Raw genomic sequence first — 25,682 nt, forward strand, 5'->3', positions numbered from 1 at the left:
CGCGCGACTCAACGTCGTCGGCGAGATTTGGTTCGGTGCGTGATGCGAATGCAGTCGGTGACAGACCATGAAGTGACCGCAGGCGTGACGAGTGGCGCGAAGCGCCGCTTGATACGCCCGCGATAGGTGTCCGCTAGAGCTTTATCACTGCCTTGATGCAGCCATCCTTCTTATCGCGGAACGTCCTATAGGCCTCGGGACCGTCTTCGAGGTCGATGTGGTGGGTAATCAGAAACGAAGGATCAATGTCACCTTTCTCGATGAGCTTCATCAATGGCTCGAGGTAGCGTTGAACATGCGTTTGTCCCGTCTTCCTCGTCAGTCCTTTTCCGACGTAGATGCCTATGGGCACGGTCACGCTGCCGACAAAGACGCCAGGGAGCGAGACGGTGCCGCCGCGGCGGCAAGCCATCAGCGCCTGCTCAAGGGCATAGGGCCGCTCCATGGCCGTCAAGTCGGCCCGCAAAGTCTCGATGACACCGCCGGGCCATGGCTTTCCATGCCAAGCGCCTCGATCACGGAGCCGGGGCGTGTGCCGCCCGTCATGTCCAGAAATGCGCCGCTGCAGGTCTTGTGGTCGTAGCGTAAAGGTTTCAGCGCCTGACGCTTACGCGCTGAACCTCTGCCTACAACCGCTCCTTGGGTTTCCCCAGGAACGGAACCTAGAAAACGGCGAAGCGTCGTCTACGCCCTGATCGAGATGGAGGCAGCGGTGGCGCATGCTGGGCTTGAAATCTGCGCTTAGAACCAGCCGCGCCATTTGAACCAGACGAGGGGAACGATAGCGCTCAACACGATCAAAGCCAGCCCGTAGGGATAGCCGTACAGCCAGTCGTACTCAGGCATGAACTTGAAATTCATTCCATAGATGCCCGCGATTAGCGTTGGTGGAATGCCGACAATCGACACGATCGTCAGAATTTTGAAGATATCATTCTGGGCAATCCCAATCAGGCCCACCATCGCGTCGAGCAGAAACTGCACCTTGTCAGAGAGGTGGACCTCATAATTGTCGAGCGATGCAACGTCCTGTTTCAGGCCTGCCATGCGCGGCTTCAATTTCCCGCCGGCCCAGTCCGAGGTTAACTCACACGCGAAATCGATGGCACGCCCCAAGCCCAACAGCGCGTCACGCTTTTCAGAGAGATAGTCGCCCAGGCGACCGAGTTGGCGCAGCCGTGCTCGGATAAGCTTGTTGGAACGCACGGCCTTACGTCCCTGCCCTTCGGGCACATGGAAGGCCGTTGTCGACAGGTCACGCAATTCCGTCGCCACCTCTTCCAGACCATCGGCCAGGCGATCGATAAGTTCGTCGCACAGGTCAACGAACACCTCGAGACTCGAACCCGGGCGTTCCTCGGAGCCAGTGAACCGTGCAGCCACGGCGTCGAAGGCCGGCAAAACCGCGAACCGAACCGTGATCAGGTGCTCGCGCGACAGTATAAAGCCGATCGGCGCGATTTGCGGGCCATAGCCCCCAGCATGCGTTACCATCGGTACGCTCATCGACAGCACACCGTCTCGCGCCTTCAGCCGACTTGAGGTTTCGATCTCGCTGAGAGCTTTACGACTTGGCACTTCGATCCCAGCCGCCTTCTTGACCTCAGCGACTTCGGCTGGCGAAGGATCGCGAACGTCCCACCATATGGTTTTGCCCTGCGCCTTCGGCACATCGCTTTCTGGATAGATGCTCAACATCTGACGATGCCCCTTCTGGCGACACAGGGCCTGGCTGGCATGAAGTCGCCGACCAGACGAGAAAACGAACCCCTGGTCGTCAAGGCAGCCAAGTTCACGCAGGCGCTAAGGCGACGGGTCGGAAATTCCGGTCAGCATCCGGCGCAGCACGCGGTCGCGCAGGAATACATGGTGGAAGATAGCTGCAGCCGCGTGCAAGCCAGCGAGCCACATGATGATGTCGCCCAGTGTCCCGTGGATTTCTGCGAGTGAGGCGCCGGCATCCCAGGGCCTGAAAAACGGACCAGCGCGCCAAACCCGTATACAGTCACCGGATGGCCCCCAAACCATGCCCCCAGCACGGCGGTGGCCGGAACAGCAAAAAGAAGTGCGTAGAGTGTCCAGTGCGTCACCTTTGAGGCGACGTCCATCCATGTGGGCATCGGCGGCGACTGGGGAATACGATCGAACAGGCGCCAGATCAAACGTACGATCAGCAAGCAGAAAACAGTGAAGCCGAGTGACTCGTGAAGCAGCAATGTCGGAGCACTGGCAGCGGAGTACACGCGCGCAGGAGGGCCCCCTGGGGAGACTAGGAACGCGATGAGCACGAGCAACGCTGTCAGCCAGTGAAGCGCCTGGGCTAGGCTTCCGTAACGGGTTGTCGTACCGGACAGTGCCATTCAAGGACTCCTGTCGCGGATGGTTTTCGCGCTAGCTCCGCAACGCGCCACGTTTCCATCGTTCCTCAAGTGCCTTCTCATAAATTTCCAAGCCCGTCTTTTTTCGATCAGTTTGCCACCAGCCGGCGTTATTTCGTTGTGGTGTTGAACTCACGGTTTGCCGCATAGTCGATAGTGAAGGTACCAGGAGGAGCGCGAACGCCCTCCTTCACATTGGAGATAGCAACCGTCGTGATTTGGCCCCTCTCGTCGGTGAGGCTCCATCTGAGTAGATCGAGCGATTTCCTGTCGAACACCATAGCGATATTCGAGTTTCCGAAAGCCGACTTGTCGGCCAACTTAATAATAACCTGGGCGCCCTCGTCTCTGATGCTTTTAAGGCGATTGCCAGAGAAGTCGACCTTATCGTCGAGTAGGAGCTTAAGCGGCGTCTTCGAGAGAGCATAAAGACGGGATGTCTTGAGCTTCTTGTTGTAGATTACGACGGATTTTCCATCTGCAATTAAGCTGATCCCTGATTGGCCTGCATAGTTGAACCGAAGCTTGCCCGGGCGCTGGAGAAAAAATCTGCCGCTGGTCTTTTGCCCTCTTGGGCCAGACTGAACGAAGTCCCCGGACATTGACTTTACGGATGACAAGTGAGCGGCAACCGTCGCGGCTTCTACAGGCGCGGCCGAGGCCACAGTCGCAAGTTCGATATTTATCCCTGAGGCGCTAATAACGGCAAAACAGAAAACCAGCAGTTTTTTGATCTTATATTCCATTCTCTTATCCCACCCACGGACCGGCTTCGCTGGAGTGCCCGATCACCGCCCTGACTGGCTATCATCCCCATCCCCAAGGCCTTGCTGTCCGAGTATTTTGGCCTTCGTCGCGCTTATCTCCTGAGACCAAAAAAACTCAGAACTGCGAGAACAACGACCACGAGCCCTACAATGTAGATTATGCTATGCATTGACTCATCTCCAAAATTAAAGGGAGGCCCGCGCTGCCTTGCGTGCCTACGATGCTTCGCACCCTGAAAGGGAACATTTAGGACAGCCTAATGTTCCGTCGGTAGTCTGCGATTTCTGTAGGTGCCGGGCCGCATTGCCGGTGAGGGATACCTCGGGCGCCTGTTGGGCTGCCCTGCCGCATGCCACCTGCCCAGCGTTGTGGGCATGCATCAACGTCCAAGGCGCGCCCTTCGGCCACTTTGAAGGATGCGGGAAGCGCGCCGTTTGGATTTGCCAAGCCGAGACAGCCAGCGCACTGGTTCTGTTTCGAGCATCGCGAACACGGCGATAGGCATTTGGCGGGGGCAAGATGATCAGCCAACCAAGACGAGCGGACGATTATCCAGACTGCTATCGACTGCCAGGAGGCGATGGAGCCTGGGTTTCAAGCCATCGTTGATTGCATGATGGAAGCCGGCTGGTCGCGTGACGAAATTCTGCGATCCCTGAAGCGGCGACGCGAGGTTCGATCGTCATGACGAAGCTATCAGACCTTGGCCCGCCCATTCCCGGCAAGCGTCACGGCGGCGACCATTCCAACGAACAGGACAATTTCTATTCCTGTGCCCATTGCGGACAGTCGGTTGATCAGCGCGATTTGCAGCAGGTTCTCTATCATGAACGGCCAGGGCACAAACCGCTGGACCCTGAAGACGGCGCTAAGATCATCATGTTCCCTGACGTCTCAAGATAACGATCTCAAGATAACGACGGTCCGGAAATCACCAATTCGGCCACCAGCCAAAAGCCGATGGCCATGAAAAGCAGGACTGCAAGGCGAAGAGCAATAGCTTCATCGGCTCTCATACCCCCCGCCACTAAAACAAAAAAAGCCCGCCGGCCGGAGCCAACGGGCTGTCTATTCCCTCACTCTGTCATTAGCGGCGATAGGCGTCGGGCAACACAAAACTAGTTGGCGGCCCTGTGTAATCTCTAGCCGCCATTGGTGGCCGGTGCCGGAGCTGCTGGCTTCGCAGGGGCTTCAACCTTGGGCGCTTCAACCTTGGGCGCTTCGACCTTTACGTTGATGTCCTGTCCGCCGCCGCCGCCGTGGATGTTGATAACGCCAGTCAATATCAACAGAACGAATATTACTATGATTGCGAGAACAACGGCGACAACAGTGCCGCCGCCCCCTCCCGAGTTTACAACAGTAGGGCCGTCGGCCATGATTTTACACTCCAATTTCGACTTATAACGGTTGAGCAACGGCCTCTACGCATTTGCGTTCCACGGTGAGACTAAGGTCCGGGGAGCCACCGACTGAAGTCCCTGTCCCGCAACCGAAGCCCGGCAAGCACGTTACGACCGCACCCCGACGACGCGCGCCGGCGTCATGGATGCGAATCTTAGTGGTGCCGTTGTGAGATCTCTAGAAGCGAGGCAGGCAGTGACCTTTGTCGACAGAACGACAGCCCATGACGGCGCAAATCATGCCGCAAATGATAACAATACCCCCGCTCCTGATACCTCGTCGTTACTGGACCTCCCTTCTGCAGAGGACACCAAGATTGAGGATCTTGTCAGACGAACGGAGAGACTTGGCGTTGTCGTTGTAGTAATCATGGCGATCGGCATTGTTGTCGTACCGCTCTGTATGCTGCACTGACCCTCGGGATATAGCGCGGACTAGAACGTCAAGAATTTAACTTCCTTCACCCGCCGCGCAGCATGCGCCAAATGTCTGTCCAATAGGCAGTGACCAGCGACGCCGGAGCGGCGGCGGCCATGCCGGTGACGCCTAGGGCGCCAAGCCCTCTGAACGGGTGCAAGCTTGAAGAGAGGTCACCGCCGTGGTTTGCTAATTAAGCGATGTCTCACGGGTGTTCGCTGGGAGATCCGATGGCGGGTGCGAAGTACTACGTCTTCAAGGAAGGTGATCGCTGGAACGTCCGCTACGACGGGAAGGAATACCCGTACGATTCCAACAGCGATGCTGTGTTGGCCGCTATCAAAGCTGCGAAAGCCGCCGCCTCGCATGGGTATGAAGCCGAGGTCTTGACCCAGGGCATCGACTTGGAGTGGCGAACGGAGTGGGCGAGCTAGCACGCGGCCGATCGCCTAAACCGTTCTTTAACCATGCGGCTAAGGTAAACATTTTATGGAGAACTCATCAGGTTGCAGGGGGTTGTAAGCGGGTCTACAACAAAGAGGACCAGCCCAGCCATGCACCGTCTGCCTATCGCGACCGCCCTTCTGATCTCCTTCGCGACGGCCTACGGTCTATGCGTCTGGGCATCCTCCGCCCATCAGGTTGACCTGTTTCAGGCCCAGGCGTCACCGTTGGAAATACGCGGGTTTGAATAGCTGACCACGATCACAACGCTCCGGAACTGGTTGTCCGTAGGAGCGTTCCTCTGCGGGCCTAAAACCGGAGAGTGACTATGGATGACGACCTGCGCCTGAAACTCAAGGAACTGAGCGCGAGCATGCAAAGCAGAGCGAACGAACTAGCGTTGCCCGGTGGGAACACTGATATTTCCGCGCTGATGTCCGGAATCGCAGTAACATTAGAGGCGCTTCTGGTGATCGCAGAAGAAACCCGAGTGCCCCGTTCTGGGCCGAGTTTAGAGCCGGGCATTGTCTCCGGAATAGTCGCCCCGGGTGGTGAATAATGGTCCCCGCGATCGTATAATACCTTCGCCTCGCGGACAAGCGACGACCAGTCCGAGCCGATCATGCTGTTTAGATCTCGCGCTTGCGCTCGGGAGGCTGGAGCAGAGCGCCACCATATTGCGTCCATAGATGTTCGCAGTCCCATACCCTCAAGCTAGGCGTTCCAGGTTCCCCGTACAGGACCATTGCACTGCGAACATCGTAGCCAAGCACGGACGCGTTGGCGACGAATTGGATGGCGCGCCCCAAGCTGATGGCGCCGAACCGTGTTTCCGTTCTACTGCTGAGATCGATCACGCCGAAGATTTCCGCATCTGTGCCTCTGCCGGCCAACACAGCCGTCGATCTCGCGTCTTCCAAGGCAAGAAGCATCGCGGAGTCCCCCCGTAACCAACCCCTACTAACTTGAATGCGCCAAGCGCCCGGGCATCGTTTCGCTCTTGGTCGCTGTGGAAGCCGTCGCCTGCGTTACGTTCTATTTCCGCCAAGCTGTACTCTGTCAGCAACTCACCCGGCTGCAGGTCGAAACGCGAAAGATAGACCCTAAAGGCTTTGACGGTCGTTGGCCCTATCAGGCCGTCAACAGGGCCAGAATACAAGCCAAGCTTGGACATCGCCGCCTGGACCCTCTGGACGACCCTCAAATAGTTGGGTTGCGTCGCGAAAGCGAACGAGGCTCCCCTCTGGTAGGACATCCAGACCATCCCCGCGCGAGAGAAACGAATCCTGAGGGACAATATGCAGCTCCTTGAGCGCGGTCAGGTTCGCCTTCGCCTTGTCCTGGTAAAGCGTCCCGGCGACAACAGCAAAAACTCCGTTCCTGCTATGTACGACTAGCGGTGGCCCCAGTGTCGGCGCGTAGGACTGTGCAAGGGCGATGGCTTCTCCTTCACTCGGCCGACTCGATACAACGAGCCAAAATGCATTCGACTGCGGAGGCCTGAAGCCCATCGGCCGCGTCATTTGCTGCCCGTTCTGGATGATCTGGATAAAATCGGAGAGCGATGATGCCCAGCTTATAGTCGGCGAAGAAGCAGCCGCCAACAAAGCAGCAACGCCCACACTGCACACGCGACGCATGGTAATCCCCTACGCAGCCCCAGAAGCCATATTCACGAATCCTATGGGGCGCGCAAGCAGTACCGGCCGCCTTGACTTCTTATGCTTACCAGACGATCGCGACGACGAGTGTACGCCCTCGTTTGTTTATCCAGGGAGGAATGCCTTCCAGTTCATGTGATGCGGCAGGCTTTCAGTTCGTTGATCCTGTCGAAGTGGCCGCCGTCAGAGAAGAACGTAGTGCCGGCAGTCTCGCGAACGCCAGTTTCCAGAACCTTCGATCGGGTTGTTCATTGTCCGCAACGAGACGCAAGGCTGGCGTTCAGGACGTAAAGAACTGGAGGAGCGGGCTGACACGCGGAATCAGGATGGCACCATTGCCAGAAGTCGATGGCTTCCAAACTGCCCAAAACCGTATCTAATGGCCCACCTTGTCCATAAGCACGCGCAATTCGGGCTGGGGCGCGACCCAGAAAGTTCGAAAAGCTTCCAGGAACCCCAGGGGAATTGGAGGCAGCATCGGACATTGCGGCCCACGGATACCGCAGCGAACGTCCGCTATGACGCGGCCCAATATCGTCGGCAAAAGAGCGTCCGAATAGGACTGTCGGCGGCTCTGTCGTGGGAACGAAAAAAGAAGAGAAGCAGAACTTTCGTGTGCGATTTTTGCACACGATCTGCCGCAACTATATGATATTACTCATCTATCTACCCTGTCCATCATGGGGGCAATGGCTATGTTATGTGATTGGTATTGCTTCATTTTTACAATAGCTCAACTGGCTAGCCCACACCGAGCGCACACGAGAGACAGTCCTTCGGCGCGACCATACGCGACTTTAGGCAATAGACGCTGAACGGCAGACCGGCCTCGGCGAGCCGCTCATTTCGCGTCTCAGAACCTTCGGCGAACTCACCGACCTTCATATCGACGACATGTGCGACGTAGGCAAGTCCCCTCGCCGCTCCAAGGCCGCCCTCGTTTCGGCAGAACGCAAAATGGGCCGGTACAACCGGCCCATTTTCAATCAATCCTCCTCAACCGATTCCTCCTCAGCGGGTGCCGGGATCTCATCCGGCAGGGTTTGCGGTCCAATCCGGTCGGCAACAAGCATCGAAAGCATCATCTCGACAAGACCATTGGCGGCCCGTTTCTCGCCACCGGTAGCGCCGATCTGGATCTGCGGCACGATCGGTAGCCTGCCATTCTCGATCGCTTCGGCGAAGCGCATGAGAACCTGCGAGTTGAGCTGATAGTCCGGGCCGCCGAAGGCTGCGACCTTCTTCTCGGTGGCCTCGGCCTCCGCCAGACCGATGGCGCGCACCCTCTCGGCATCTGCAAAACCGGTCGCCTTGATGCGTTCGGCATCGGCAAGCGCGATAGCCTTGATCATGTCGGCCTCGCCCTGGCCGCCGAGGCGTACCTTCTCGGCTTCTGCCTTGGCAGTGACCTGAATGGTTTCTGCCTGCTGGCGGGTGCGGGCGAGTTGCGCCTTGCCCTCGTTCTCACTGATCTCGATGGTAAGTGCCGACGTCGTGATCTTGGCTTGCTGTTCGGCGAGCGCCTCCTTCTCACGCAACGTGCGCTCCTGAATGGCCGCCTTCTCCTGCAATTTATAAGTCTCGACCTTTTCGACTGCGATCTGGCGCTCACGCAACTGGATCAGGATCTGTTCTATGCTGTTCTGGCCATTGGCAGCACGGGGCGTACCAATCAACACTTCCTGCAGCTCGAGGCTGTAGGAATTGAATTTTTCGCGCATCTCCTCGCCCGATTTGCGCTGGATATCGCTGCGCTCCTGCAAAAGCTGGATCAGCGTCTTTGTCTGGGCGATATTCTTGAAGTAAGCAGAGACCATCGGATCGAGCGTTTGTTCGACCAGCCGCTTGATGTCACCGAAACGCTGCACCACGAGCGGCGCCTTCATATAGTCGATATGCACGACGACGGAGAGCGGCAGCACAGGCTCGAACGCGTCCTTGGTGATCAGCGACACTTCAGACAGGTTCTCGTCCAGCCTGTGTTCGCCAAACTGCTCCTTCGTCCATTTGAGCACGAAGTTGGTGGTCGGCACGATGATGATATTGCCGGCATAGGTATTGAACGCATACTTGCCTGGCAGGAGCGGCGTTGACCAGACACCGCGTGCGCCGATTTCGACCAGCTCGCCATGACGGTATGCCTGCCCGGATATATCCGTGCCGTGGCGGCCATTATAAGAGACGACGACACCCACCGTGCCAACGTCAATGATCGTCTTCTTGACCAATTCGACGGTCGCGAAAATGCGATTGAGGAAGTAGCTACCGTCGGCCAGCACCTGCAGCTGCCGGCCACGGTAGCCACCGGCATTGAGAAACTTCTCCGGGTCCTGAAAATTATTGTGGAAGTTCGGATCGTTCGGATCGTTGGCGACGGTCGGTGCGATGATCTCGCCGTCCGGCAGGGCCGGACCGTCATGGATGGTGACGACACCGATCATATCCTCGGCATTATGGATGACGATTGGCTCAAAGCCGCCCCGCCCGAGATCATGCTGGACATATTGGTAAAAAGGTTTTGTTCCGACGAGCTCAGATTAACGGCATAAATCGACTGGGCGGTGAGCACGATGAATTGTGCGAGATTGATGGCATAGATGCCTTCACGCAAGATCTTGCGTTGCGGTCCTTTCTGCCCGCCTTTTTCGAGAAAGCCGCGCACATCCTGGAAATCATCGGCGTCGGTGTTGGAAGCAAGTGTCTGCGTCGAAGGCAGCGGCTTGCCATCACGGGCAAAGACATAGCCGATCTGACCCTGCGGGATGGTGACAAGATTGGCGCGATGCATCGAATATTGGAACGGCATGAAGAAATGCAGGCCACCGCGCACGACTTCCGGCTGGTAGCCTGCCTCACGGTTCAGCGCAATGAAGCCATTGCTGACGGAGCCGCGAAAACTCCATAGTTTTTCCAAGATGCCGAGCCTGTCGTTTGGGATGTAGCGAACCACGCCGCTCCACCAGAACAGGATTGCCAGCACGATGACTGGCACGGCGATCTCGATCGCCATCCATTTCATCGGCTCAAGATATTGCAGGGCTTCCATCTCTTCTCTCCTGTTGGGCGCGCGGGTTCGTTCACCGGACGGCCACCCGGTTGGTGTTGATTGATTAAGCGGGGAGATTGCACACCGACACGCCCGACGCACTAAGAGTGTGTCGACCGTTTGGGCTGCTCATTGTCTAGGAAAATGACCGCGCATCCCGTCCCCAGTGAGGGAGGCGTGGCCTGAGTGATGTCACATCGGTGTTGCCTTGATAGACATAACGGCAAATGACGTAGGGATCGCGCCAACAGGTTTAAAGATATTCCGCGCGGAAATCGTATAAGTATTTTCCAAATGCTATTTCGAACAGCGTGGTGGTTGGCTCTTCGCCTGCGCTATTACAGCTGCCGGCACACTTCAACGCAGAAATCGACGAAGGCGCGAACCTTGGCCGGCGGATGCTTGCGCGACGGGTGAAAGGCAAACAGCGGGAAGAGCTCGCCATGCCAGTCCGGAAAGAGATCGATCAGCACCCCATCCGCCAACAACTCCCCGACGCCCCAACTGATAACTTGGGTGACACCCGTTCCAGCGATGCATTCCTCCAGCATCGATTTTGGGTCGGTGAAGGTCAGAGGTCCGCTGGTTACGACCTCGATTGTTTCCTCGCCGCGTACAAACGCCCAATCGAACGGCGTGCCGCTATGTGGGTCCAGGAATTGCAGGCATCGATGCGTTGAGAGATCCTCAGGGTCGCGGGGGCCACAGGATGTCGTCGAGATTGGCATCCGCGTGATGGTGCATGCCTGAACTGAGGTAGACAAGCCGGTGTGGTCGCTCGATCAATGCGGTCAGGATATAGGCCGACAATGTGTTGATGGCGAAGACATGCGGCAAGCCGTCGGCCGTCAGGCGATAGGCGTCGCGATAGCCGACGGCGGCGTTGTGGATCACCGCATCGAAGCGGCCGAGTTCATTGACGCGTGCGGCGACTTGCTTGGCTCCGGCAACTGTGTCGAGGTCGCCTTCCACGATTGCTTCGGCCGCTGCAGGATTGTCTGCTCGAAATCTGCGCCGAGCTCTCCGGCGTCACGCTGCCTGCCTGAGCCAGAATGCCGGCGATCCCGCCGCTGATCCAGAACATTCCGGGAGCTGACACCAGTACGGAATGGCATTTCTACGGTACGATTTGATGGATGCAACGAGGGTTACCATGGGGCGATTCTGCCGCACGAAAACCTGTTTTCGATCCGCAGGATCTGGAGCCGCTGCTGATTTCGCGGCAACATGCGGGCGATGTCGATGGCATGAGCGCCTTGTTCGAACACGACGCGGTGATCGACTGTGGCGGCGGACGTTTTCTGCGCGGGCGTGAAGCCATTCGCGCCTACTATGCCGAGATTGTCGCGTCCGGACGGAAGTTTGCGACCGGAGACCAGCGCCCCGCCCTGATTTGCGGCGACCTCGCGCTTACCTCGACCCGGCTCCCCGACGGCGACATCACCAGCGTGGTTGCCCGGCGGCAGACCGACGGCTCCTGGCTTTGGGTCATCGACCGCTATTCTGTTGCTTGGGATTGAGGCTTTGGCTGGGCCAGCCGGTTACGCCGTCCGGGAAATCCGGCCGGCCGTGCACAGCAAGCGCACACAAAACTCGACTGCGGCCGTGATGGCCGCAGTCGTTGCGTTCAGCAATCCGGGTGCGGCTAGCGCCGCAGCGCGTATACGCTCGCCATGGTTTCGCCGGCGACGGGCAGCGCCATGTCGTCGTCCAGAAGCCGCGTGATCCGGGCAAAGCCGGTGAATGCCTTCCTGGCCTCCTCCGCCGACATCTGTCCCGACAAAGCCGCCGAGCAGCAATTCAGCGCGCACTGATACACTGGTCCACGTCGTCCCGTCGGCCATTTACGCAAGAAAACCATCGCCTCGGCGACACTATCCACTTCTTCTACAGGATGTCCCTGCCCGCGAGAGATTCGCACGGGCGCAAAGAAATGCAGGTAGTCCATCGTTTCCTCCCGGTCGATCGCGATGCCGCCCGATCGAACCCTATGAAACGCACGGTCAGGTGGTTGGTTCCACTCAGAAAACAGAATCTTTGAAAAATCTTTTGGATACCGGCTAAACCGTCGGAAAGTGGCAGGCCACTTTACGGCCCGGTCGATATTCCCTCAGCTCCGGCCGCTCGGTGCGGCAGCGCTCAACCGCGATCGGGCATCTCGGGTGGAAACGGCAGCCGGATGGCGGCTTGAGCGGGCTCGGCACGTCGCCGGTGAGGATGATGCGCTTGCGCGTCCCGCTGGGCGTCGTCTCGACGACCGGAACCGCCGAGATCAGCGCCTGGCTGTAAGGGTGGGCCGGGGCGGCAAACACCTCCTCCGCCGGCCCTTCCTCGACGATCGAGCCGAGATACATGACAGCGATGCGGGTCGACACCTGACGCACCACCGAGAGATCGTGGGCGATGAAGATGTAGGTGAGGTTCAGCTTCTCCTGCAAATCGGCGAGCAGGTTGACGATCTGCGCCTGCACCGACACGTCGAGCGCCGAGACCGGTTCGTCCAGTACGACGAGATCGGGATTGAGCGCGATCGCCCGCGCAATGCCGACGCGCTGGCGCTGGCCGCCGGAGAATTCGTGGGGATAGCGCATGACATGGTCTGGCAGCAGGCCGACGAGATCGAACAGTTCGGTGACCCGCGCGGTGATCTCGCGTGACGACAGCTTGCCGTGGATGCGCAACGGCTCGGCCACGAGGTCGCCGACGCGGCGGCGCGGATTGAGCGAGGCCGACGGATCCTGGAAGACCATTTGCAGGCGCCGCCGCAGCGGCCTCAGTTCGGACAGCGACTTCGAAGTGATGTCCTCGCCTTCGAACAGCAGCTCACCATCTGTGATCTCGTAGAGCCTGACCAGGCAGCGCGCCAGCGTGGACTTGCCGCATCCGGATTCGCCGACCAGCCCGACCGTCTCGCCGCGCCGCACGGTGAGCGAGACATTGTCGACCGCATGGACGGTTCGCTTGCCTTCGGCGGAGAACCGGGTGCCGATTGAAAAACGCTTTCCCAGCGAACGCGTCTCGAGAATTGGGCTGTCGGTCATCGTTTTGCTCATGCCTGCGCCACCCGGAAGCATGCCGCGGCGTGGGTTCCGCCGCCAAGGTCGGGCTTGCCGGTCACGCAGGGCTCGTAGTGCACCGGGCAGCGCGGACCGAAGGCACAGCCTTGCGGCAGGCGCAGCAGCGATGGCGGTGAGCCGGGAATGGCTGGCAGGCGGCGCGGTTTTTCACCGGTGAGCGGCGGGATCGAGCCGAGCAGCGCGCGCGTATAGGGATGCCGCGGATCGGAAAACAGCTCCATGCGGCTGCCGCGCTCCACCACGCGCCCGGCATACATGACCATCACCCGATCGGCGAGTTCGGAGACAACGCCCATGTCATGGGTGATGAAGACCACCGCCGATTTGTGCGTCGCGCGCAGCTTGCGCACGAGGTCGAGAATGCCGGCCTGCACGGTGACGTCGAGCGCCGTGGTCGGCTCATCCGCCACCAGCAGCGCCGGATTGCAGGACAATGCCATTGCAATCACCGCACGTTGCCGCATGCCGCCCGAAAGCTGGTGCGGATAGCGTGACATCGCCTCGTGCGGATTGGGAAAATTCACCTCGGCCAGCAGTTCTTCGACGCGTTCCATCGCCTTGGCCTTGCTGACATTCTGGTGCGCGCGGATCTGCTCGGCGATCTGCCAGCCGATCGTGTAGACCGGCGTCAGCGCCGTCATCGGATCCTGGAAGATCATCGCGATCTCGTTGCCGCGCAGCCGCCTCAGTTCGCGCGCGGGCAGCCCGACAAGCTCGCGGCCCTTGTAGCGGATCGAGCCCTCTATGCTGGCGTTGGGATCGGTGATGAGGCCCATGACGGCCAGCAGCGACACCGTCTTGCCGGAACCGGATTCGCCGACGACACCGAGGATCTCGCTTTCCTCGAGATCGAAGGAGACGCCGTCGATGGCGCGCACCAGCCCGTCATTGGTGCGGAAGGATACTTTGAGGTCGCGCACCGACAGTATCATGAAGTCCTCAGGCGCGGATCGAGAAGGATGTAGATGAAATCGACAACGGCGTTGGCGATGACCACGAACATCGACGCGTACATCACCGTTGCCATGATCATCGGCAGATCGAGGTTCTGCAGCGCGTCATAGGTCAGCTTGCCGATGCCGTGCAGCCCGAACACCACTTCGGTCAAAAGGGCCGAGCCGCCCACCAGCGCGCCGAAGTCGAGACCGAACAGGGTGACGAACGCGATAAGCGATGTGCGCAAGGCATGCCGCAGCAGGATGCGCGTCTCCGACAGGCCCTTGGCGCGAGCCGTGCGGATAAAGTCTTCCTGCAGGGATTCGATGATGGCCGCGCGCAGCACGCGCCCGAAAATGCCGATGTAGAGAATGGCGAGCGTAATCCACGGTATGACCAGGGTCAGGAACCAGCCTTTCGGATCGTCGGAGAAATTCTTGTAGCCGAGCGGCGGCACCCAGGAGAATGCCCAACTGTCGTGGTAGCGGCTCTGGGTGATCAGGTTCATCACCTCGCCCAGCCAGTAGACCGGCATGGAAATGCCGAGCAACCCGAAAGCCATCAGCAGCTTGTCCAGCCAGCTATCTCGCGTAGCGGCAGCGACAATGCCGATGATGATGGAGACGACCACCCACAGGATCGCCGCCCCGAACACCAGCGAGAGCGTGACGGGGATCGAATCCATCACCGCCGGCACCACCTTCCAGCCACGGTTGACGAAGGAGGTCAGGTCGCCGGTGACGAAAATCTTCTCCATCATCTTCACATATTGCACGTAGAGCGGCCGGTCGAAGCCAAAACTGTGGCGCACCGCTTCCAGCACTTCGGGCGATGCGTCGCGGCCGGCGATGCGCGCGGCGGGGTCGGCGCCCGGCGTCGCGAAGAAGATCAGAAAGACGATGACCGAGATGCCGAACATCACGAACAGCATCTGACCGAACCGGCGCAGAATGGCGTAAAACATCAGTCGCGCCCCAGCCGGACTTTGGAGCGCGGGTCGAGCGCGTCGCGCAGGCCGTCGCCGAAGACATTGAGTGCCATGACGGACACCGCGATCGCCAGGCCCGGCACCAGCGCCACCAGTGGCCTAGTATAAAGCAACGCCTGCCCGTCCTGGATGATGGTGCCCCAGCTGGCGGCCGGCGGCTGCACGCCGATCGACAGGAAGGAAAGTGCGGATTCCGTCAGCATGTTCAGCGCCATCATCAGCGGCACGAAGACGATGAGCGTGGTGGTGATGTTGGGCAGGATATCGCGCCACAGGATGCGCCACCCGGGTACACCTAGGTTAATCGCGGCGAACACGAACTCGCTGTGTCGCAGCGACAGGACCTGCCCGCGTATCGGCCGCGCCACATAGGGCACATAGACGATGCCGATGATGATGACCGGCAGCCACAGGCTGCCGGATTCGATCTCGATCGGCCCGATCGAGATGCCTTGCGCGATGGTGACGATGGAAAGCGAAATCGCCAGCAGATAGATCGGAAACGCCCACAGGACATCCAGCAAGCGCGACAGCACCGTATCGGTGATGCCGCCGAAATAGCCGGCGATCAATCCAGCCGCCGTGCCGATGATCAGCGTGAAGATGGTGGCGGCCCCAGAGATCAGCAGTGAGCTCAACCCGCCATAGAGCATCCTGGCCATGACATCGCGCCCCTGGCTGTCGGCGCCGAGGAAATAATTGCCGAGCCGCCAGGTCGGCCCGAGCGGCGTGTAGCCAAGCCCGAGCCCCTCCGTCGACTGTTCCATCACCGGAACGTCGGCGCCGTCGATCTGGATGACGGCGTCGAGTGTCGAGGCGAATGGGTCCGTGCCTGCCCATTTCGCGTAGAGGGGCGCGCTGAGGCAGGCAAGCACGATGAGGAGGAACACGGCCAGGGATGCCATGGCAGCCCTGTCCCTTGCCAGCTTGGCAAAGGCGACGGCCCAGGGCCCTCGCGTCTTGCGCGGCATGGCGACGGCTTGGTTCGACACGGACGTGTCCCTCCGCAGCTCGTTACTGCACCCAGGACTGGGTGATCATCCAGTTGAACTGCCGGTTGAACTTGAAATTGCCAACCCGTTTGCTGACGAAGTCAAGCCGCTTCGGCGTGAAGAGACCGACGGCCGGCGCCTTGTCCGTGATTTGCCTGTCGATTTCGGCCCACATTTTGTCGGCGGCTTTCTGGTCGGTGACGCCGAGATCCAGCGCCTTCTGCATCTTGGCGTCGATGTCCTTGTCGCAGAAGCCGGCGATGTTGATCGAGGCGTCCGAGCCTTCGCGGAAGGAGGCGCAGCTGAACAGGATGTTCAGGAAGTCCGAAGCTGCGGGATAATCCTTGTACCACTGGGTGATCGACATCTGCACTTTGTTGTTGGTGTTCTGGATGTAGGTGAACTGGATGTTGGACGAGATCGGCTTGACGTCGGCCACATAGCCGATGCTGGTCAGCACGCTCTGCAGATAGACGCCGATGGAGCGTGAGATGGCGGTGTCCTCGGCGATGATGGTCACCTTCTGACCCTTGGTGCCGGATTCCTCGACGAGCTGCTTTGCCTTGTCGAGATCGGGCGCCGACCATTTGGCGCCCGGGTTCTTGGTGAAGGGGCAATAGTCTTCATGGCCCGGGAAGTCCGGCGGCAGGACCTGGCAGACCGGCGAGGCCAGCACCTTGCCGCCAAACAGCTTGACCAGCGTGTTGCGGTCGATCGCATAGGCAACGGCCTGGCGCGCCTTTTCATTGTCGAAAGGTGCCAGACGGTTGTTCAGCGGCGCATACCACCACGCCGAAAGCGGTGAGATGTGCAACTGGTCCATGGACTTGCTGCCAAGTTCGCCCAGACGGTCGCTCGGCAGCGCGTCGAACATCCAGTCGGCCTCGCCGTTCTGGATCGCCGTGACGGCTGCTTCCTCGGACAGGCCGAAATCATATTGTACGACATCCGGGTAACCGTCCGGCTGGGCTTCCTCGCTCCACTGCTTGAAGTTCGGGTTGCGGGAAACCGTCATGCCCTTGTTGGGGTCGAAGGCGGAGATCATGTAGGCGCCGGTGCTGGGGATGGGCTTGGAGCCCATGTCTTCGGCGGGTGTGTCCGCCGGCAGGACCACGGCATGCGGCAAGGCAAGCTTGTAGAGGATTTCGGCGTCCGGCTTGGTGAGATTGAGGGTGATGGTGCCGGCCGCTTCGTCGCCGACGACGCCGCCTTCGAGCGTGCAGCTCTTGGCGTCGGCCAGGCATTTGTCGGCGCCGACAATGCCGGCATAGAAGGTGCCGGAGGTCGGCCCGGAAATCTTGAAGATGCGCTGGAAGGAGGCGACGACGTCCTTCACGCCAAGCTCCTGGCCGTTGGAGAACTTGATGCCCTTGCGCAGCTTGAAGGTGAAGGTCTTGCCGTCATTCGTAACCGCAGGCAGCGCCTCGGCCAGATCGGGGACGATGGTGAAGCCGTCCATGCCCTCGGCCTTGCGGAAGGCTACCAGGCCGTCATAGATCGGCTGATACATCTGCCAGCCCTGGTCGGTGTAGTTGATGTGCGGATCGAGCGTTCCCGCTGCCGAACGGGCCAGCAGCCGGATGGTGCCGCCTCGGTGCTCCTTGAGGTATTCAGCCTGTGCCGGGGCGAGCCACGTACCGGCCAGCAGTGCCGCGGCTGAGGCGGCCAGAAGCAGTTTCTTCATGTCTTAGTTCCCCTTTTCTCAGTTGTCGTTGTCGTCCAGAAAATCTCCCACCACCTGCATGCATGCCTCTTGCTCCTCGACATGCGGCATGTGGCTGGAATGCTCGAATATCTCCCAGCGCGATCCCTTGATGCCGTCCTTGAAGGGCCGCACCGTCGCGGGCGTCGCCTCGTCGTAACGTCCGGAGATGATCAGCGTGGGAACATCGACGGCGGGCAGGCGCTCGACGATGCTCCAGTTCTTCAGCGTTCCGATGACGTGGAACTCGTTCGGCCCGTTCATCACATGATAGACGGTCGGATTGCGTGCGATCTGGGCGAAGGTCTCCGTCACTTCGGGCGGGAAAGGCACGCGGCAGACATGCCGTTCGTAGAACCGCATCGTGGCTTCCTGGTAGGCCGGATCGTCCGTCGTGCCGGCCTGTTCGTGCCGGGTCAGTGTTTCCTGAACATCCCCGGGCAGGTCGGCGCGCAACCGGTTGGCTTCTTCGACCCACAGCTTCATGGAAGCCGGCGAGTTGGCGATTGTCAGCGACTTCAGGCCTTTCGGCTGCGTGACCCCATATTCGGCGCCCAGCATGCCGCCCCAGCTCTGACCGAGCACATGGAAGCCCGCGCGGATGCAGAGATGATCGACCAGGTTTTCAAGCTCGTCGATGAAAAGCCCGGGTGTCCAGAAGTCGGCACCTTTGTCTGGCAGCAGGGTGGAGTTGCCGCAGCCCAACTGGTCGTAATGGATGACGGCGCGGCCCCGTCGGGCGAGAAGCTTGTAGGCATCGACATAATTATGGGCTGCGCCCGGCCCACCATGCAGGATCACCACGGGGGCCTTGTCGGCGTCGAGATCGCCGGAGATGCGATACCAGGTTTCGTAACCGCGAAAGGTGGCCCGCCCTTCCCTGCCAATGATCTCAGACGACATCCCGATTTCCCATTCCGTTTAGACGCATCTCGTTATTGCCCCGAACAGCAGCGCGCCTAGTTCATCCTGGCCCGCACCCACTCTTCCAGCATCTGCACGCCGAAGGCCGTGGCGCCTTGCCTGCCGATCGGCCGATCGGCGTCGGCCAATTCCTTGCTGGCGATGTCGAGATGCACCCAGGGACGGTCTTCGGTGAAATGGCGAAGGAACGCCGCCGCATAGGGAGCGTCGCCATCTTCCATGTCTTTGGCATGGTGCCGCAGGTCCGCGAAAGGCGATTGCAGCCCCTCGTCATAGGCCCGGTCGAGCGGCAGCCGCCAGAAACGCTCGCCGACCGTTTCGCCGGCCGCGATCATCTGCGTCGCGATGGCATCGTCGGTGCTGAACAGGCCGGCGAATATCGATCCCAGCCCACGCGTCACCGAATAGGTCAGCGTCGCCAGATCGACGATCACCGACGGATTGAAGCGCGTCGCCGCGTAGTGGAGGCAATCGGCCAGAAGCAGGCGTCCTTCCGCGTCGGTGTCGAACACCTCCACGGTCTGGCCCGAGGCGGTCGTGATGATATCGCGCGGCTTGAGCGCTGTGCCGGACGGCATGTTCTCCGCAATGCCAAGCACGCCGATCGCATGCACCGGGCTGCCTTGCCGGGCGAGCGCGATCAGCAGGCCGACGACCGCGCCGCACCACCCATATCGGCCTTCATGTCGAACATCTGCTCGCCCCGCTTGATGCAGAGGCCGCCCGAATCGAAACACACGCCCTTGCCGACGAAGGCCAGCGGCTGGGAGGGAGCACCTTTGCCGCGATAGCGCAGGACAGCGACGCGTGGTGACCGCACCGAGCCAGCACCAACGGCCAGCAGCGCATTCATGCCGAGTTCCTTGAGCTGCGCGGCATCCAGTATTTCGATGTCGATGCCAGCTTCGCGCAGCGGCTCCAGATGATCGTGGAAATTGTCGGGATGGAGATGGTTCGGCGGCAGGTTGACCAGCGTGCGCGCATATTCGACGCCATCCGCAATGGCATTGATCCGCGCCAGCGCCGGGGTCAGGTCCGCACCGTTTGCTCCGACCAGTTGCACCCGCAAGGTCCGATCCGAGCCCGCACCCTGGCGCCGGTTGCGCATGTCGAAACGATAGCGCCGCAGCCGCATGCCAAGGGCGACGCGCGCCAGGATTTCCGCTCCCGGCAGGTCAACGCCGGCGATCGGGTCGAGGACGAGCGTCGCCGCGCATTCGCATTTGCTTTCCAGATGCGCGGCAAGCAAACCGCCGGCGCGCGCCAGTGACAGCGCGCTGACGGCTTCGGCTTTGCCCAGGGCCAGGACGATCACGCGCCGGGCCGATACGCCCTGGGGGGCGATGAGATCGATGCAGGTGCCGGATTCGGCCAGGGCGGTCGGATCGGAGCAGGCACGCGACAGAATGCCGCCCATTTCAGCGTCCAGTGCCGCTGCCCTGGGGCCAAAGCCTGCCTGGGCAGTTTGCAGGATAACGACTACAGAGGTTTCCGCGGAAATCTCGTCCGCCGTTTCAAAGACCGGCACTGGCGATTGAGGCATAGACTGGCATTCTCCCATATGCTGACGGCTCCGGCCTCGGCGAAGCGTGCATCACGCGCAAAGCTTCGCCCGCCAATGGCGGAAACCGGTCTGGCCAGTCTCTGCCGTTGGTGGAATGGTGCCGGAGGCCCCGAATAATTGTGTTCAGATGGCGACTTGGTCGCTCTTACCTTTGGGTATCCCCGAACAGGCCAGGCGATCAAACGCCAATTTTGCCCAAGTCGATTGACAAAAACTCAACCGACAATTCATGATCGGCCAATGGCCCTACCCTCACTCAACGGCATGCGCGCTTTCGAGGCCGCCGCACGTCTCGGCAGCGTCAAGGATGCAGCCGAGGAATTGCACCTGACGCCCTCTGCCATCAGCCGCCACATCCGTGCGCTTGAAAGGAATCTTGGCCAGGATCTGTTCGAGCGCGGCTTTCGCCAGATAACGCCGACCATCCGGGGCTCTTACTATGCGCGCAGCCTCTCCGAAGCGTTCGAGGCCATCTGGCGCGCCACCGACGATGTCAGCCTCGCCGATGGTCCGACCCACAGCAGAACCCAGCGTGTCCGGGTCCTGTGCGTCCCGGCGGTCCTCAACCTTTGGCTGGCGGACCGGCTGCCGAACTTTCGCAAACTGCATCCGGCGGTGGAGCTGGAGATCTCGACCTCGGGCAAGCGCGCCAACTTCGATTTGGCGATTGTCGACGAGTTCGTCTACAAGGCCGGCCCGGCCTTGACGCTGCTGATCCCGCTGGTCCTGACACCGGTCTGTGCGCCCTCGCTGCTCGAAGGGCCGGTGCCGCTGCGGTCACCCGCCGATCTGGTCAACCATCATCTGATCCATGAATGCGAGTCCATGAGATGGAGGCGTTGGCTGGAGCAGGAAGGCGTCTTGGACACGACGCCAAAATCCAGCACGACGCTGGATGACTGCACGCTGATCATGCGCGAGGCGATCAATGGCGCCGGAATTGCGCTTGCCGACACGATGATGGCGCAGGATTTTCTGCAGCAAGGCAAACTTGTCGCACCGTTTGACGCCCGTCACACCTACCCGGCCGGCATCTACCTGCACCAGCGCCGCAGCATCGGCAACAAGCCGGGCACCGGCCTGTTTCAGGATTGGCTGTTGTCCGAAGTAGAGGACCACAAGCGGGTGATGGCTATCACCTAAAGCAATTCCAGGAAAAGTGTGAGCGGTTTTCCGTCCGGAATTGCGCCAAACAAAGAGCCTCTAGGCATAGTCGCTATTACCGAAATTCGAATCACCCGACTGGCGGCATTCAACAGCGGCCCACCATTGCGCCCCCTCGATAATCGCGGTTCGCATTGAATATCTTTAAGGCCAAAGCCGGCAAATGGATCGGTTGCCGGTTCCCCAGCGTCAGGCTTAACCTGCACGGCCATCGCGTGGAGGCGCGTGGCCAATCAAGGGGAGGACATTGCAGTGACCATAGAAGGCGCATCGCCTGACCTGTACAACGAGGATCTCGCTCCGGCCAAGGTTCGAAACTGGGGACCGTTCTCGATCTTCAACGTCTGGACATCGGACGTCCATAGCCTGTGGGGCTACTATCTCGCCGCCAGCCTGTTCCTGTTCTGCGGCGGCTTCGTCAACTTCATCATCGCCATCGGCATCGGCTCGCTGATCATCTACGCGCTGATGAACATGGTCGGCTATGCCGGCGTGAAAACCGGCGTGCCCTACCCCGTGCTCGCCCGCGCCTCCTTCGGTATCTGGGGCGCCAACATACCGGCACTCGTGCGCGCCATCGTCGCCTGCTTCTGGTACGGCGCGCAAACGGCCGCCGCATCGGGCGCCATCGTGGCATTGCTCACTCGCCTGCAATGGTTCGACGAGTTCAACAAGACCTCGCATCTTCTCGGCCATTCCACCCTGGAAGTAATCTGCTTCGTCATCATCTGGGCGCTGCAGCTGCTGATCATCCAGAAAGGCATGGAAACAGTGCGTCGCTTCCAGGACTGGGCGGGGCCTGCCGTCTGGGTGATGATGCTGCTCCTGGCCATCTATCTCTGCGTCAAATCGGGGAGCTTCGCCTTTACCAGCGACATTCCGATGGATGTGCTGCGCGAAAAGACCGCCGATGCCGGCATTCCGGGCGATCCCGGCTCGTGGACGGCGCTCTTCGGCGTCGCGGCGATCTGGGTGACCTATTTCTCGGCGCTCTATCTCAATTTTTGCGACTTCGCCCGCTACGCGCCGGACAAGGCGGCGCTGCGCAAGGGCAACATCTGGGGCCTGCCGGTCAACCTCATCCTGTTCTCGCTGGTCGCCGGCGTCACCACCATTGCCGCCTATGACGTCTATCACGAAGTGCTGCTGCATCCCGACCAGATCTCGGCCAAGTTCGACAGCTGGTTCCTGGCGGCGCTCGCCGCCCTGACCTTCGCGGTTGCGACGCTCGGCATCAACGTCGTCGCCAACTTCGTCTCGCCGGCCTTCGACTTCTCCAACGTCTTTCCGCGTCAGATCGACTTCAAAAAGGGTGGCTATATCGCGGCGCTGATCGCACTTGTGCTCTATCCCTTCGCGCCGTGGGAAGGCAGTGCCGCGCATTTCGTCGGCATCATCGGCGCGACGATGGGGCCGATCTTCGGCGTCATGATGGTCGACTACTATCTGATCCGCAAAGGCGAGGTCGACGTCGAGGCGCTGTATCGCGAAAACGGCGAGTTCCGCTTCCAGGGCGGCTGGCACGTCAATGCTTTCATCGCCGCCGGCATCGGTGCTGTGTTCTCGTCGATCCTGCCGAACTTCACCAACTGGCTGCCGTCCTGGTGGGGTGTCTATGGCTGGTTCTTCGGCGTCGCCATCGCCGGCATCATCTACTACGTGCTGCGCACCGCCGCCGTGGGTGCGGGCGCCAAGACGGCAAAGGCCTAAAGCACTTTTTCCCTTCTCCCCTTGTGGGAGAAGGTGGATCGGCGCGCAGCGCCGAGACGGTTGAGGGGCGCGTGACGGATCACCGTCATTGCCAAGCTGGAGCACCCCTCATCCGTCGCCTTCGGCGACACCTTCTCCCACAAGGGGAGAAGGGAAGACGCTATCCGCCTACCATCTCAGCCAGCTTGCGCACGGTGTTCCAGTTGCGCGACGTGCCGATGCCGAGGCGTTTGTGGTTCATTGCCGCGAGCAGCCGTGACGTTGGCCTCTCGCGTGAAAAAGACGACCCAGATGTCGCCGGCGGAAGGCAATATCTTCTCGTCCTCGGCGGCATAGGCTTGCAGCGCCGCGACGCCCTCCACGGGCGCGGGTTTGCGCATCACCCGCACAGCCACCTGGTCGCCTGCTTCGGCTGAATCGGCCGGAAACGGATTGCCGGCGGCAAGTTTCAGCCATTCGTCGGCAGTGCGCACGATGATGTCTACATGGCGGCCGAAGGTTTTTTCGAAGGCCGTTTCCAGTCGCTGTTCGAGCTTGCCGATATCGGTCGCCCGTGCTTCGAAGACCAGATTGCCGGTTGCCACCAGCGTGCGCGGGTTCTTCAGGCCAAGGCCTTCCGCCATTGTTTTGAGGTCCGACATGACGACCCGGCGCCCCTCACCCAGGATGATGCTGTAGAGGAGCGCGACATAGGTCTGCATGGAGGTGAGGCTCCGCCCGGCGGGTGCCTAGACCAGGCGCGACTGCTCCACCGCCGCCTCGATGAAGCTGGCGAACAGCGGATGCGGCTCGAGCGGCCGGCTCTTCAGCTCGGGATGATACTGCACGCCGATGAACCAGGGGTGGTCGGGATATTCGACCGTTTCCGGCAGCACGCCGTCGGGCGACATGCCGGCGAACACCAGGCCGCAATCCTCGAGCCGTTCCTTGTAGTCGATATTGACCTCGTAGCGGTGGCGATGGCGCTCGGAAATCTGCGTGTCGCCATAGATGTCTGCGATCTTCGACCCCTTGGCGAGGTCGGCCTGATAGGCGCCGAGCCGCATCGTGCCGCCGAGATCGCCGGTCTCACGCCGCTTCTCCAGCATGTTGCCTTTCAGCCATTCGGTCATCAGGCCGACGACGGGCTCGTTGGTCGGACCGAACTCGGTCGAAGACGCGTGCTCGACGCCCGCCAGCGACCGCGCAGCCTCGATACAGGCCATCTGCATGCCGAAGCAGATGCCGAAATACGGCACCTTGCGTTCGCGCGCGAATTTCGCCGCCAGGATCTTGCCTTCGGAACCGCGCTCGCCAAAGCCGCCGGGAACCAGGATGCCATGCACCTTTTCCAGCCACGGCGTCGGATCCTCCTTTTCGAAGATCTCCGATTCGATCCAGTCGAGCTTGACCTTGACGTGGTTGGCCAGCCCGCCATGCGAGAGCGCCTCGATCAGCGATTTGTAGGCATCCTTGAGGCCGGTATATTTGCCGACGATGGCGATGGTCACCTCGCCTTCCGGATTGTGAATGCGATCGGAGACTTTCTGCCAGGGCTCCATGCGCGGCTTCGGCGCCGGGTCGATGCCGAAGGCGGCCAGCACTTCCGAATCGAGCCCTTCCTTGTGATAGGCCATCGGCACGTCGTAGATATGCGGCACGTCGAGCGCCTGGATGACGGCACTTTCGCGAACATTGCAGAACAGCGACAGCTTTCGGCGCTCTTCCTTGGGAATGGCGCGGTCTGCACGGACCAGCAGGATGTCGGGCGCGATGCCGATGCCGCGCAGTTCCTTGACCGAATGCTGAGTCGGTTTGGTCTTCAGTTCGCCCGCCGTCGGGATGTAGGGCATCAAGGTCAGATGCACATAGACGGCGTTGTTGCGCGGCAGATCGTTGCCGAGCTGGCGGATCGCCTCGAGGAACGGCATCGCCTCGATGTCGCCGACCGTGCCGCCGATTTCGCACAGCACGAAATCATAGTCGTCATTGCCGTTGAGGACGAAATTCTTGATCTCGTCGGTGACGTGCGGAATGACCTGCACCGTGGCGCCGAGATAGTCGCCGCGCCGCTCGCGCTCGATGATGTTCTTGTAGATGCGACCGGTGGTGATGTTGTCCTGCTGATTGGCCGAGCGGCCGGTGAAGCGCTCGTAGTGGCCAAGATCGAGGTCGGTTTCGGCACCATCATCGGTGACGAAGACCTCGCCATGCTGGTACGGCGACATCGTGCCGGGATCGACATTGAGGTAAGGGTCGAGTTTTTTGATGCGTGCGCGATAGCCTCGCGCCTGCAAGAGAGCCCCAAGGGCCGCTGCAGCAATGCCTTTTCCAAGTGAGGAAACCACGCCGCCTGTGATGAATACATATCGCGCCATGGGAGTCATCGCTTAACGCGGCCGGATTGATTCCGCCAGAGAAAAACCACCGCGAAGGCTTTTTCCCAAGAAGGCGCTCGGACCATGGTCCCGAAAATGGAACCCGGTGTTCTCGGACAAACGGTTTCCGTTTGTCAGCGATCATGGCCG

At 60.4% G+C, this 25,682-nt stretch carries 21 protein-coding genes and 4 pseudogenes; 5 read left to right on the forward strand and 20 right to left on the reverse strand.

All coding sequences use genetic code 11. The annotated features are described in order from the left end of the window. Positions 1-133 precede the first annotated feature (133 nt). The 7 genes and pseudogenes from HB778_RS32145 to HB778_RS32165 all read right to left on the reverse strand — a co-directional run bounded on the left by HB778_RS32145 (position 134) and on the right by HB778_RS32165 (position 4,525). On the reverse strand, positions 134-445 hold the full coding sequence (locus tag HB778_RS32145) for a hypothetical protein (protein WP_183459750.1): 312 nt from the start codon (positions 443-445) through the stop codon (positions 134-136). A gap of 296 nt (positions 446-741) precedes the next feature. Beyond that, a complete protein-coding gene (locus HB778_RS32150) occupies positions 742-1,698 on the reverse strand; it encodes a magnesium transporter CorA family protein (RefSeq protein WP_183459752.1) in 957 nt (318 codons plus the stop codon). 105 nt (positions 1,699-1,803) lie between these two features. Next, positions 1,804-2,112: a cytochrome b gene (locus HB778_RS43555; RefSeq protein WP_432421280.1), complete on the reverse strand. Its 309-nt coding sequence runs from the start codon at positions 2,110-2,112 to the stop codon at positions 1,804-1,806. Further along, positions 2,052-2,360 (reverse strand): annotated as a pseudogene (locus HB778_RS43560) (cytochrome b); the annotation flags it as partial. The gene HB778_RS43555 and the pseudogene HB778_RS43560, both read right to left, overlap by 61 nt. A gap of 128 nt (positions 2,361-2,488) precedes the next feature. Next, a complete protein-coding gene (locus HB778_RS32160) occupies positions 2,489-3,124 on the reverse strand; it encodes an outer-membrane lipoprotein carrier protein LolA (protein WP_183459754.1) in 636 nt (211 codons plus the stop codon). A gap of 718 nt (positions 3,125-3,842) precedes the next feature. Further along, complete coding sequence (locus tag HB778_RS42925) at positions 3,843-3,974, reverse strand: hypothetical protein (protein WP_280515935.1); 132 nt, start codon at positions 3,972-3,974, stop codon at positions 3,843-3,845. A gap of 314 nt (positions 3,975-4,288) precedes the next feature. Next, on the reverse strand, positions 4,289-4,525 hold the full coding sequence (locus tag HB778_RS32165) for a hypothetical protein (RefSeq protein ID WP_183459756.1): 237 nt from the start codon (positions 4,523-4,525) through the stop codon (positions 4,289-4,291). A 672-nt stretch (positions 4,526-5,197) separates the two neighbouring features. On the opposite strand from HB778_RS32165, the gene HB778_RS32175 reads away from it, so the two are divergent. Then, positions 5,198-5,401 (forward strand): DUF2188 domain-containing protein, encoded by a 204-nt coding sequence (locus HB778_RS32175; protein WP_183459758.1) that lies wholly within the window; start codon positions 5,198-5,200, stop codon positions 5,399-5,401. A gap of 338 nt (positions 5,402-5,739) precedes the next feature. After that, positions 5,740-5,970, forward strand: a complete 231-nt coding sequence (locus HB778_RS32180) for a hypothetical protein (RefSeq protein ID WP_183459760.1) — start codon at positions 5,740-5,742, stop codon at positions 5,968-5,970. Positions 5,971-8,058: 2,088 nt separating this feature from the next. Here HB778_RS32180 and HB778_RS42930 read toward each other — a convergent pair. The 3 genes and pseudogenes from HB778_RS42930 to HB778_RS32195 form a co-directional block, all read right to left on the reverse strand. Continuing rightward, positions 8,059-10,118, reverse strand: a pseudogene (locus HB778_RS42930) (SPFH domain-containing protein). Positions 10,119-10,456: 338 nt separating this feature from the next. Then, positions 10,457-10,846 carry a LysR substrate-binding domain-containing protein gene (locus HB778_RS32190; protein WP_183459762.1) on the reverse strand — a complete coding sequence of 130 codons (390 nt, stop codon included), beginning with the start codon at positions 10,844-10,846 and terminating at the stop codon, positions 10,457-10,459. After that, positions 10,806-11,090, reverse strand: coding sequence for a hypothetical protein (locus tag HB778_RS32195; RefSeq protein WP_210308057.1), 285 nt, complete (start codon positions 11,088-11,090; stop codon positions 10,806-10,808). The genes HB778_RS32190 and HB778_RS32195 overlap by 41 nt, the downstream gene beginning before the upstream one ends. Positions 11,091-11,254: 164 nt before the next feature. On the opposite strand from HB778_RS32195, the gene HB778_RS32200 reads away from it, so the two are divergent. Continuing rightward, the gene (locus HB778_RS32200) at positions 11,255-11,638 is read left to right on the forward strand and encodes a YybH family protein (RefSeq protein ID WP_183459763.1); all 384 of its coding nucleotides are present in this window, start codon (positions 11,255-11,257) and stop codon (positions 11,636-11,638) included. 125 nt (positions 11,639-11,763) lie between these two features. Here HB778_RS32200 and HB778_RS32205 read toward each other — a convergent pair whose 3' ends face one another. The 8 genes and pseudogenes from HB778_RS32205 to HB778_RS43565 form a co-directional block, all read right to left on the reverse strand. Next, complete coding sequence (locus HB778_RS32205) at positions 11,764-12,066, reverse strand: DUF982 domain-containing protein (protein WP_183459765.1); 303 nt, start codon at positions 12,064-12,066, stop codon at positions 11,764-11,766. A 112-nt stretch (positions 12,067-12,178) separates the two neighbouring features. After that, the gene (locus tag HB778_RS32210) at positions 12,179-13,159 is read right to left on the reverse strand and encodes an ABC transporter ATP-binding protein (RefSeq protein WP_183459767.1); all 981 of its coding nucleotides are present in this window, start codon (positions 13,157-13,159) and stop codon (positions 12,179-12,181) included. Positions 13,160-13,167: 8 nt separating this feature from the next. Then, positions 13,168-14,127, reverse strand: coding sequence for an ABC transporter ATP-binding protein (locus HB778_RS32215; protein WP_183459769.1), 960 nt, complete (start codon positions 14,125-14,127; stop codon positions 13,168-13,170). After that, positions 14,124-15,095, reverse strand: a complete 972-nt coding sequence (locus HB778_RS32220; RefSeq protein ID WP_183459771.1) for an ABC transporter permease — start codon at positions 15,093-15,095, stop codon at positions 14,124-14,126. The genes HB778_RS32215 and HB778_RS32220 overlap by 4 nt, the downstream gene beginning before the upstream one ends. After that, positions 15,095-16,111, reverse strand: coding sequence for an ABC transporter permease (locus HB778_RS32225; protein WP_183459773.1), 1,017 nt, complete (start codon positions 16,109-16,111; stop codon positions 15,095-15,097). The genes HB778_RS32220 and HB778_RS32225 overlap by 1 nt, the downstream gene beginning before the upstream one ends. Positions 16,112-16,133: 22 nt before the next feature. Then, positions 16,134-17,795 (reverse strand): ABC transporter substrate-binding protein, encoded by a 1,662-nt coding sequence (locus HB778_RS32230; RefSeq protein WP_183459774.1) that lies wholly within the window; start codon positions 17,793-17,795, stop codon positions 16,134-16,136. Positions 17,796-17,813: 18 nt separating this feature from the next. Continuing rightward, complete coding sequence (locus HB778_RS32235) at positions 17,814-18,716, reverse strand: proline iminopeptidase-family hydrolase (RefSeq protein WP_183459776.1); 903 nt, start codon at positions 18,714-18,716, stop codon at positions 17,814-17,816. 56 nt (positions 18,717-18,772) lie between these two features. Next, positions 18,773-20,298, reverse strand: a pseudogene (locus HB778_RS43565) (leucyl aminopeptidase). Positions 20,299-20,541: 243 nt separating this feature from the next. Between HB778_RS43565 and HB778_RS32245 the strand changes: the two are divergent. Together HB778_RS32245 and HB778_RS32250 are read left to right on the forward strand one after the other, a co-directional pair. Then, on the forward strand, positions 20,542-21,444 hold the full coding sequence (locus tag HB778_RS32245; protein WP_183459778.1) for a LysR substrate-binding domain-containing protein: 903 nt from the start codon (positions 20,542-20,544) through the stop codon (positions 21,442-21,444). Positions 21,445-21,717: 273 nt separating this feature from the next. Beyond that, positions 21,718-23,175 (forward strand): NCS1 family nucleobase:cation symporter-1, encoded by a 1,458-nt coding sequence (locus HB778_RS32250; RefSeq protein ID WP_096446205.1) that lies wholly within the window; start codon positions 21,718-21,720, stop codon positions 23,173-23,175. A gap of 160 nt (positions 23,176-23,335) precedes the next feature. On the opposite strand, the pseudogene HB778_RS32255 reads toward HB778_RS32250, so the two are convergent. Together HB778_RS32255 and HB778_RS32260 are read right to left on the reverse strand one after the other, a co-directional pair. Continuing rightward, a pseudogene (locus tag HB778_RS32255) lies at positions 23,336-23,876 on the reverse strand (DUF1697 domain-containing protein). 27 nt (positions 23,877-23,903) lie between these two features. Continuing rightward, positions 23,904-25,541, reverse strand: a complete 1,638-nt coding sequence (locus HB778_RS32260) for a CTP synthase (protein WP_095200178.1) — start codon at positions 25,539-25,541, stop codon at positions 23,904-23,906. Between the last annotated feature and the right edge of the window lie 141 nt (positions 25,542-25,682).

Source organism: Mesorhizobium huakuii (assembly GCF_014189455.1).
Classification (GTDB): Bacteria; Pseudomonadota; Alphaproteobacteria; order Rhizobiales; family Rhizobiaceae; genus Mesorhizobium; species Mesorhizobium huakuii_A.

Bases quoted from the DNA above. Each gene is read 5' to 3' on its own strand.
- HB778_RS32145 (WP_183459750.1), bottom strand. From the start codon at position 445: ATGGAGCGGCCCTATGCCCTTGAGCAGGCGCTGATGGCTTGCCGCCGC.
- HB778_RS32150 (WP_183459752.1), bottom strand. From the start codon at position 1,698: ATGTTGAGCATCTATCCAGAAAGCGATGTGCCGAAGGCGCAGGGCAAA.
- HB778_RS43555 (WP_432421280.1), bottom strand. From the start codon at position 2,112: ATGGATGGACGTCGCCTCAAAGGTGACGCACTGGACACTCTACGCACT.
- HB778_RS32160 (WP_183459754.1), bottom strand. From the start codon at position 3,124: ATGGAATATAAGATCAAAAAACTGCTGGTTTTCTGTTTTGCCGTTATT.
- HB778_RS42925 (WP_280515935.1), bottom strand. From the start codon at position 3,974: ATGATAGAGAACCTGCTGCAAATCGCGCTGATCAACCGACTGTCCGCA.
- HB778_RS32165 (WP_183459756.1), bottom strand. From the start codon at position 4,525: ATGGCCGACGGCCCTACTGTTGTAAACTCGGGAGGGGGCGGCGGCACT.
- HB778_RS32175 (WP_183459758.1), top strand. From the start codon at position 5,198: ATGGCGGGTGCGAAGTACTACGTCTTCAAGGAAGGTGATCGCTGGAAC.
- HB778_RS32180 (WP_183459760.1), top strand. From the start codon at position 5,740: ATGGATGACGACCTGCGCCTGAAACTCAAGGAACTGAGCGCGAGCATG.
- HB778_RS32190 (WP_183459762.1), bottom strand. From the start codon at position 10,846: ATGCCAATCTCGACGACATCCTGTGGCCCCCGCGACCCTGAGGATCTC.
- HB778_RS32200 (WP_183459763.1), top strand. From the start codon at position 11,255: ATGCAACGAGGGTTACCATGGGGCGATTCTGCCGCACGAAAACCTGTT.
- HB778_RS32205 (WP_183459765.1), bottom strand. From the start codon at position 12,066: ATGGACTACCTGCATTTCTTTGCGCCCGTGCGAATCTCTCGCGGGCAG.
- HB778_RS32210 (WP_183459767.1), bottom strand. From the start codon at position 13,159: ATGACCGACAGCCCAATTCTCGAGACGCGTTCGCTGGGAAAGCGTTTT.
- HB778_RS32215 (WP_183459769.1), bottom strand. From the start codon at position 14,127: ATGATACTGTCGGTGCGCGACCTCAAAGTATCCTTCCGCACCAATGAC.
- HB778_RS32220 (WP_183459771.1), bottom strand. From the start codon at position 15,095: ATGTTTTACGCCATTCTGCGCCGGTTCGGTCAGATGCTGTTCGTGATG.
- HB778_RS32230 (WP_183459774.1), bottom strand. From the start codon at position 17,795: ATGAAGAAACTGCTTCTGGCCGCCTCAGCCGCGGCACTGCTGGCCGGT.
- HB778_RS32235 (WP_183459776.1), bottom strand. From the start codon at position 18,716: ATGTCGTCTGAGATCATTGGCAGGGAAGGGCGGGCCACCTTTCGCGGT.
- HB778_RS32245 (WP_183459778.1), top strand. From the start codon at position 20,542: ATGGCCCTACCCTCACTCAACGGCATGCGCGCTTTCGAGGCCGCCGCA.
- HB778_RS32260 (WP_095200178.1), bottom strand. From the start codon at position 25,541: ATGACTCCCATGGCGCGATATGTATTCATCACAGGCGGCGTGGTTTCC.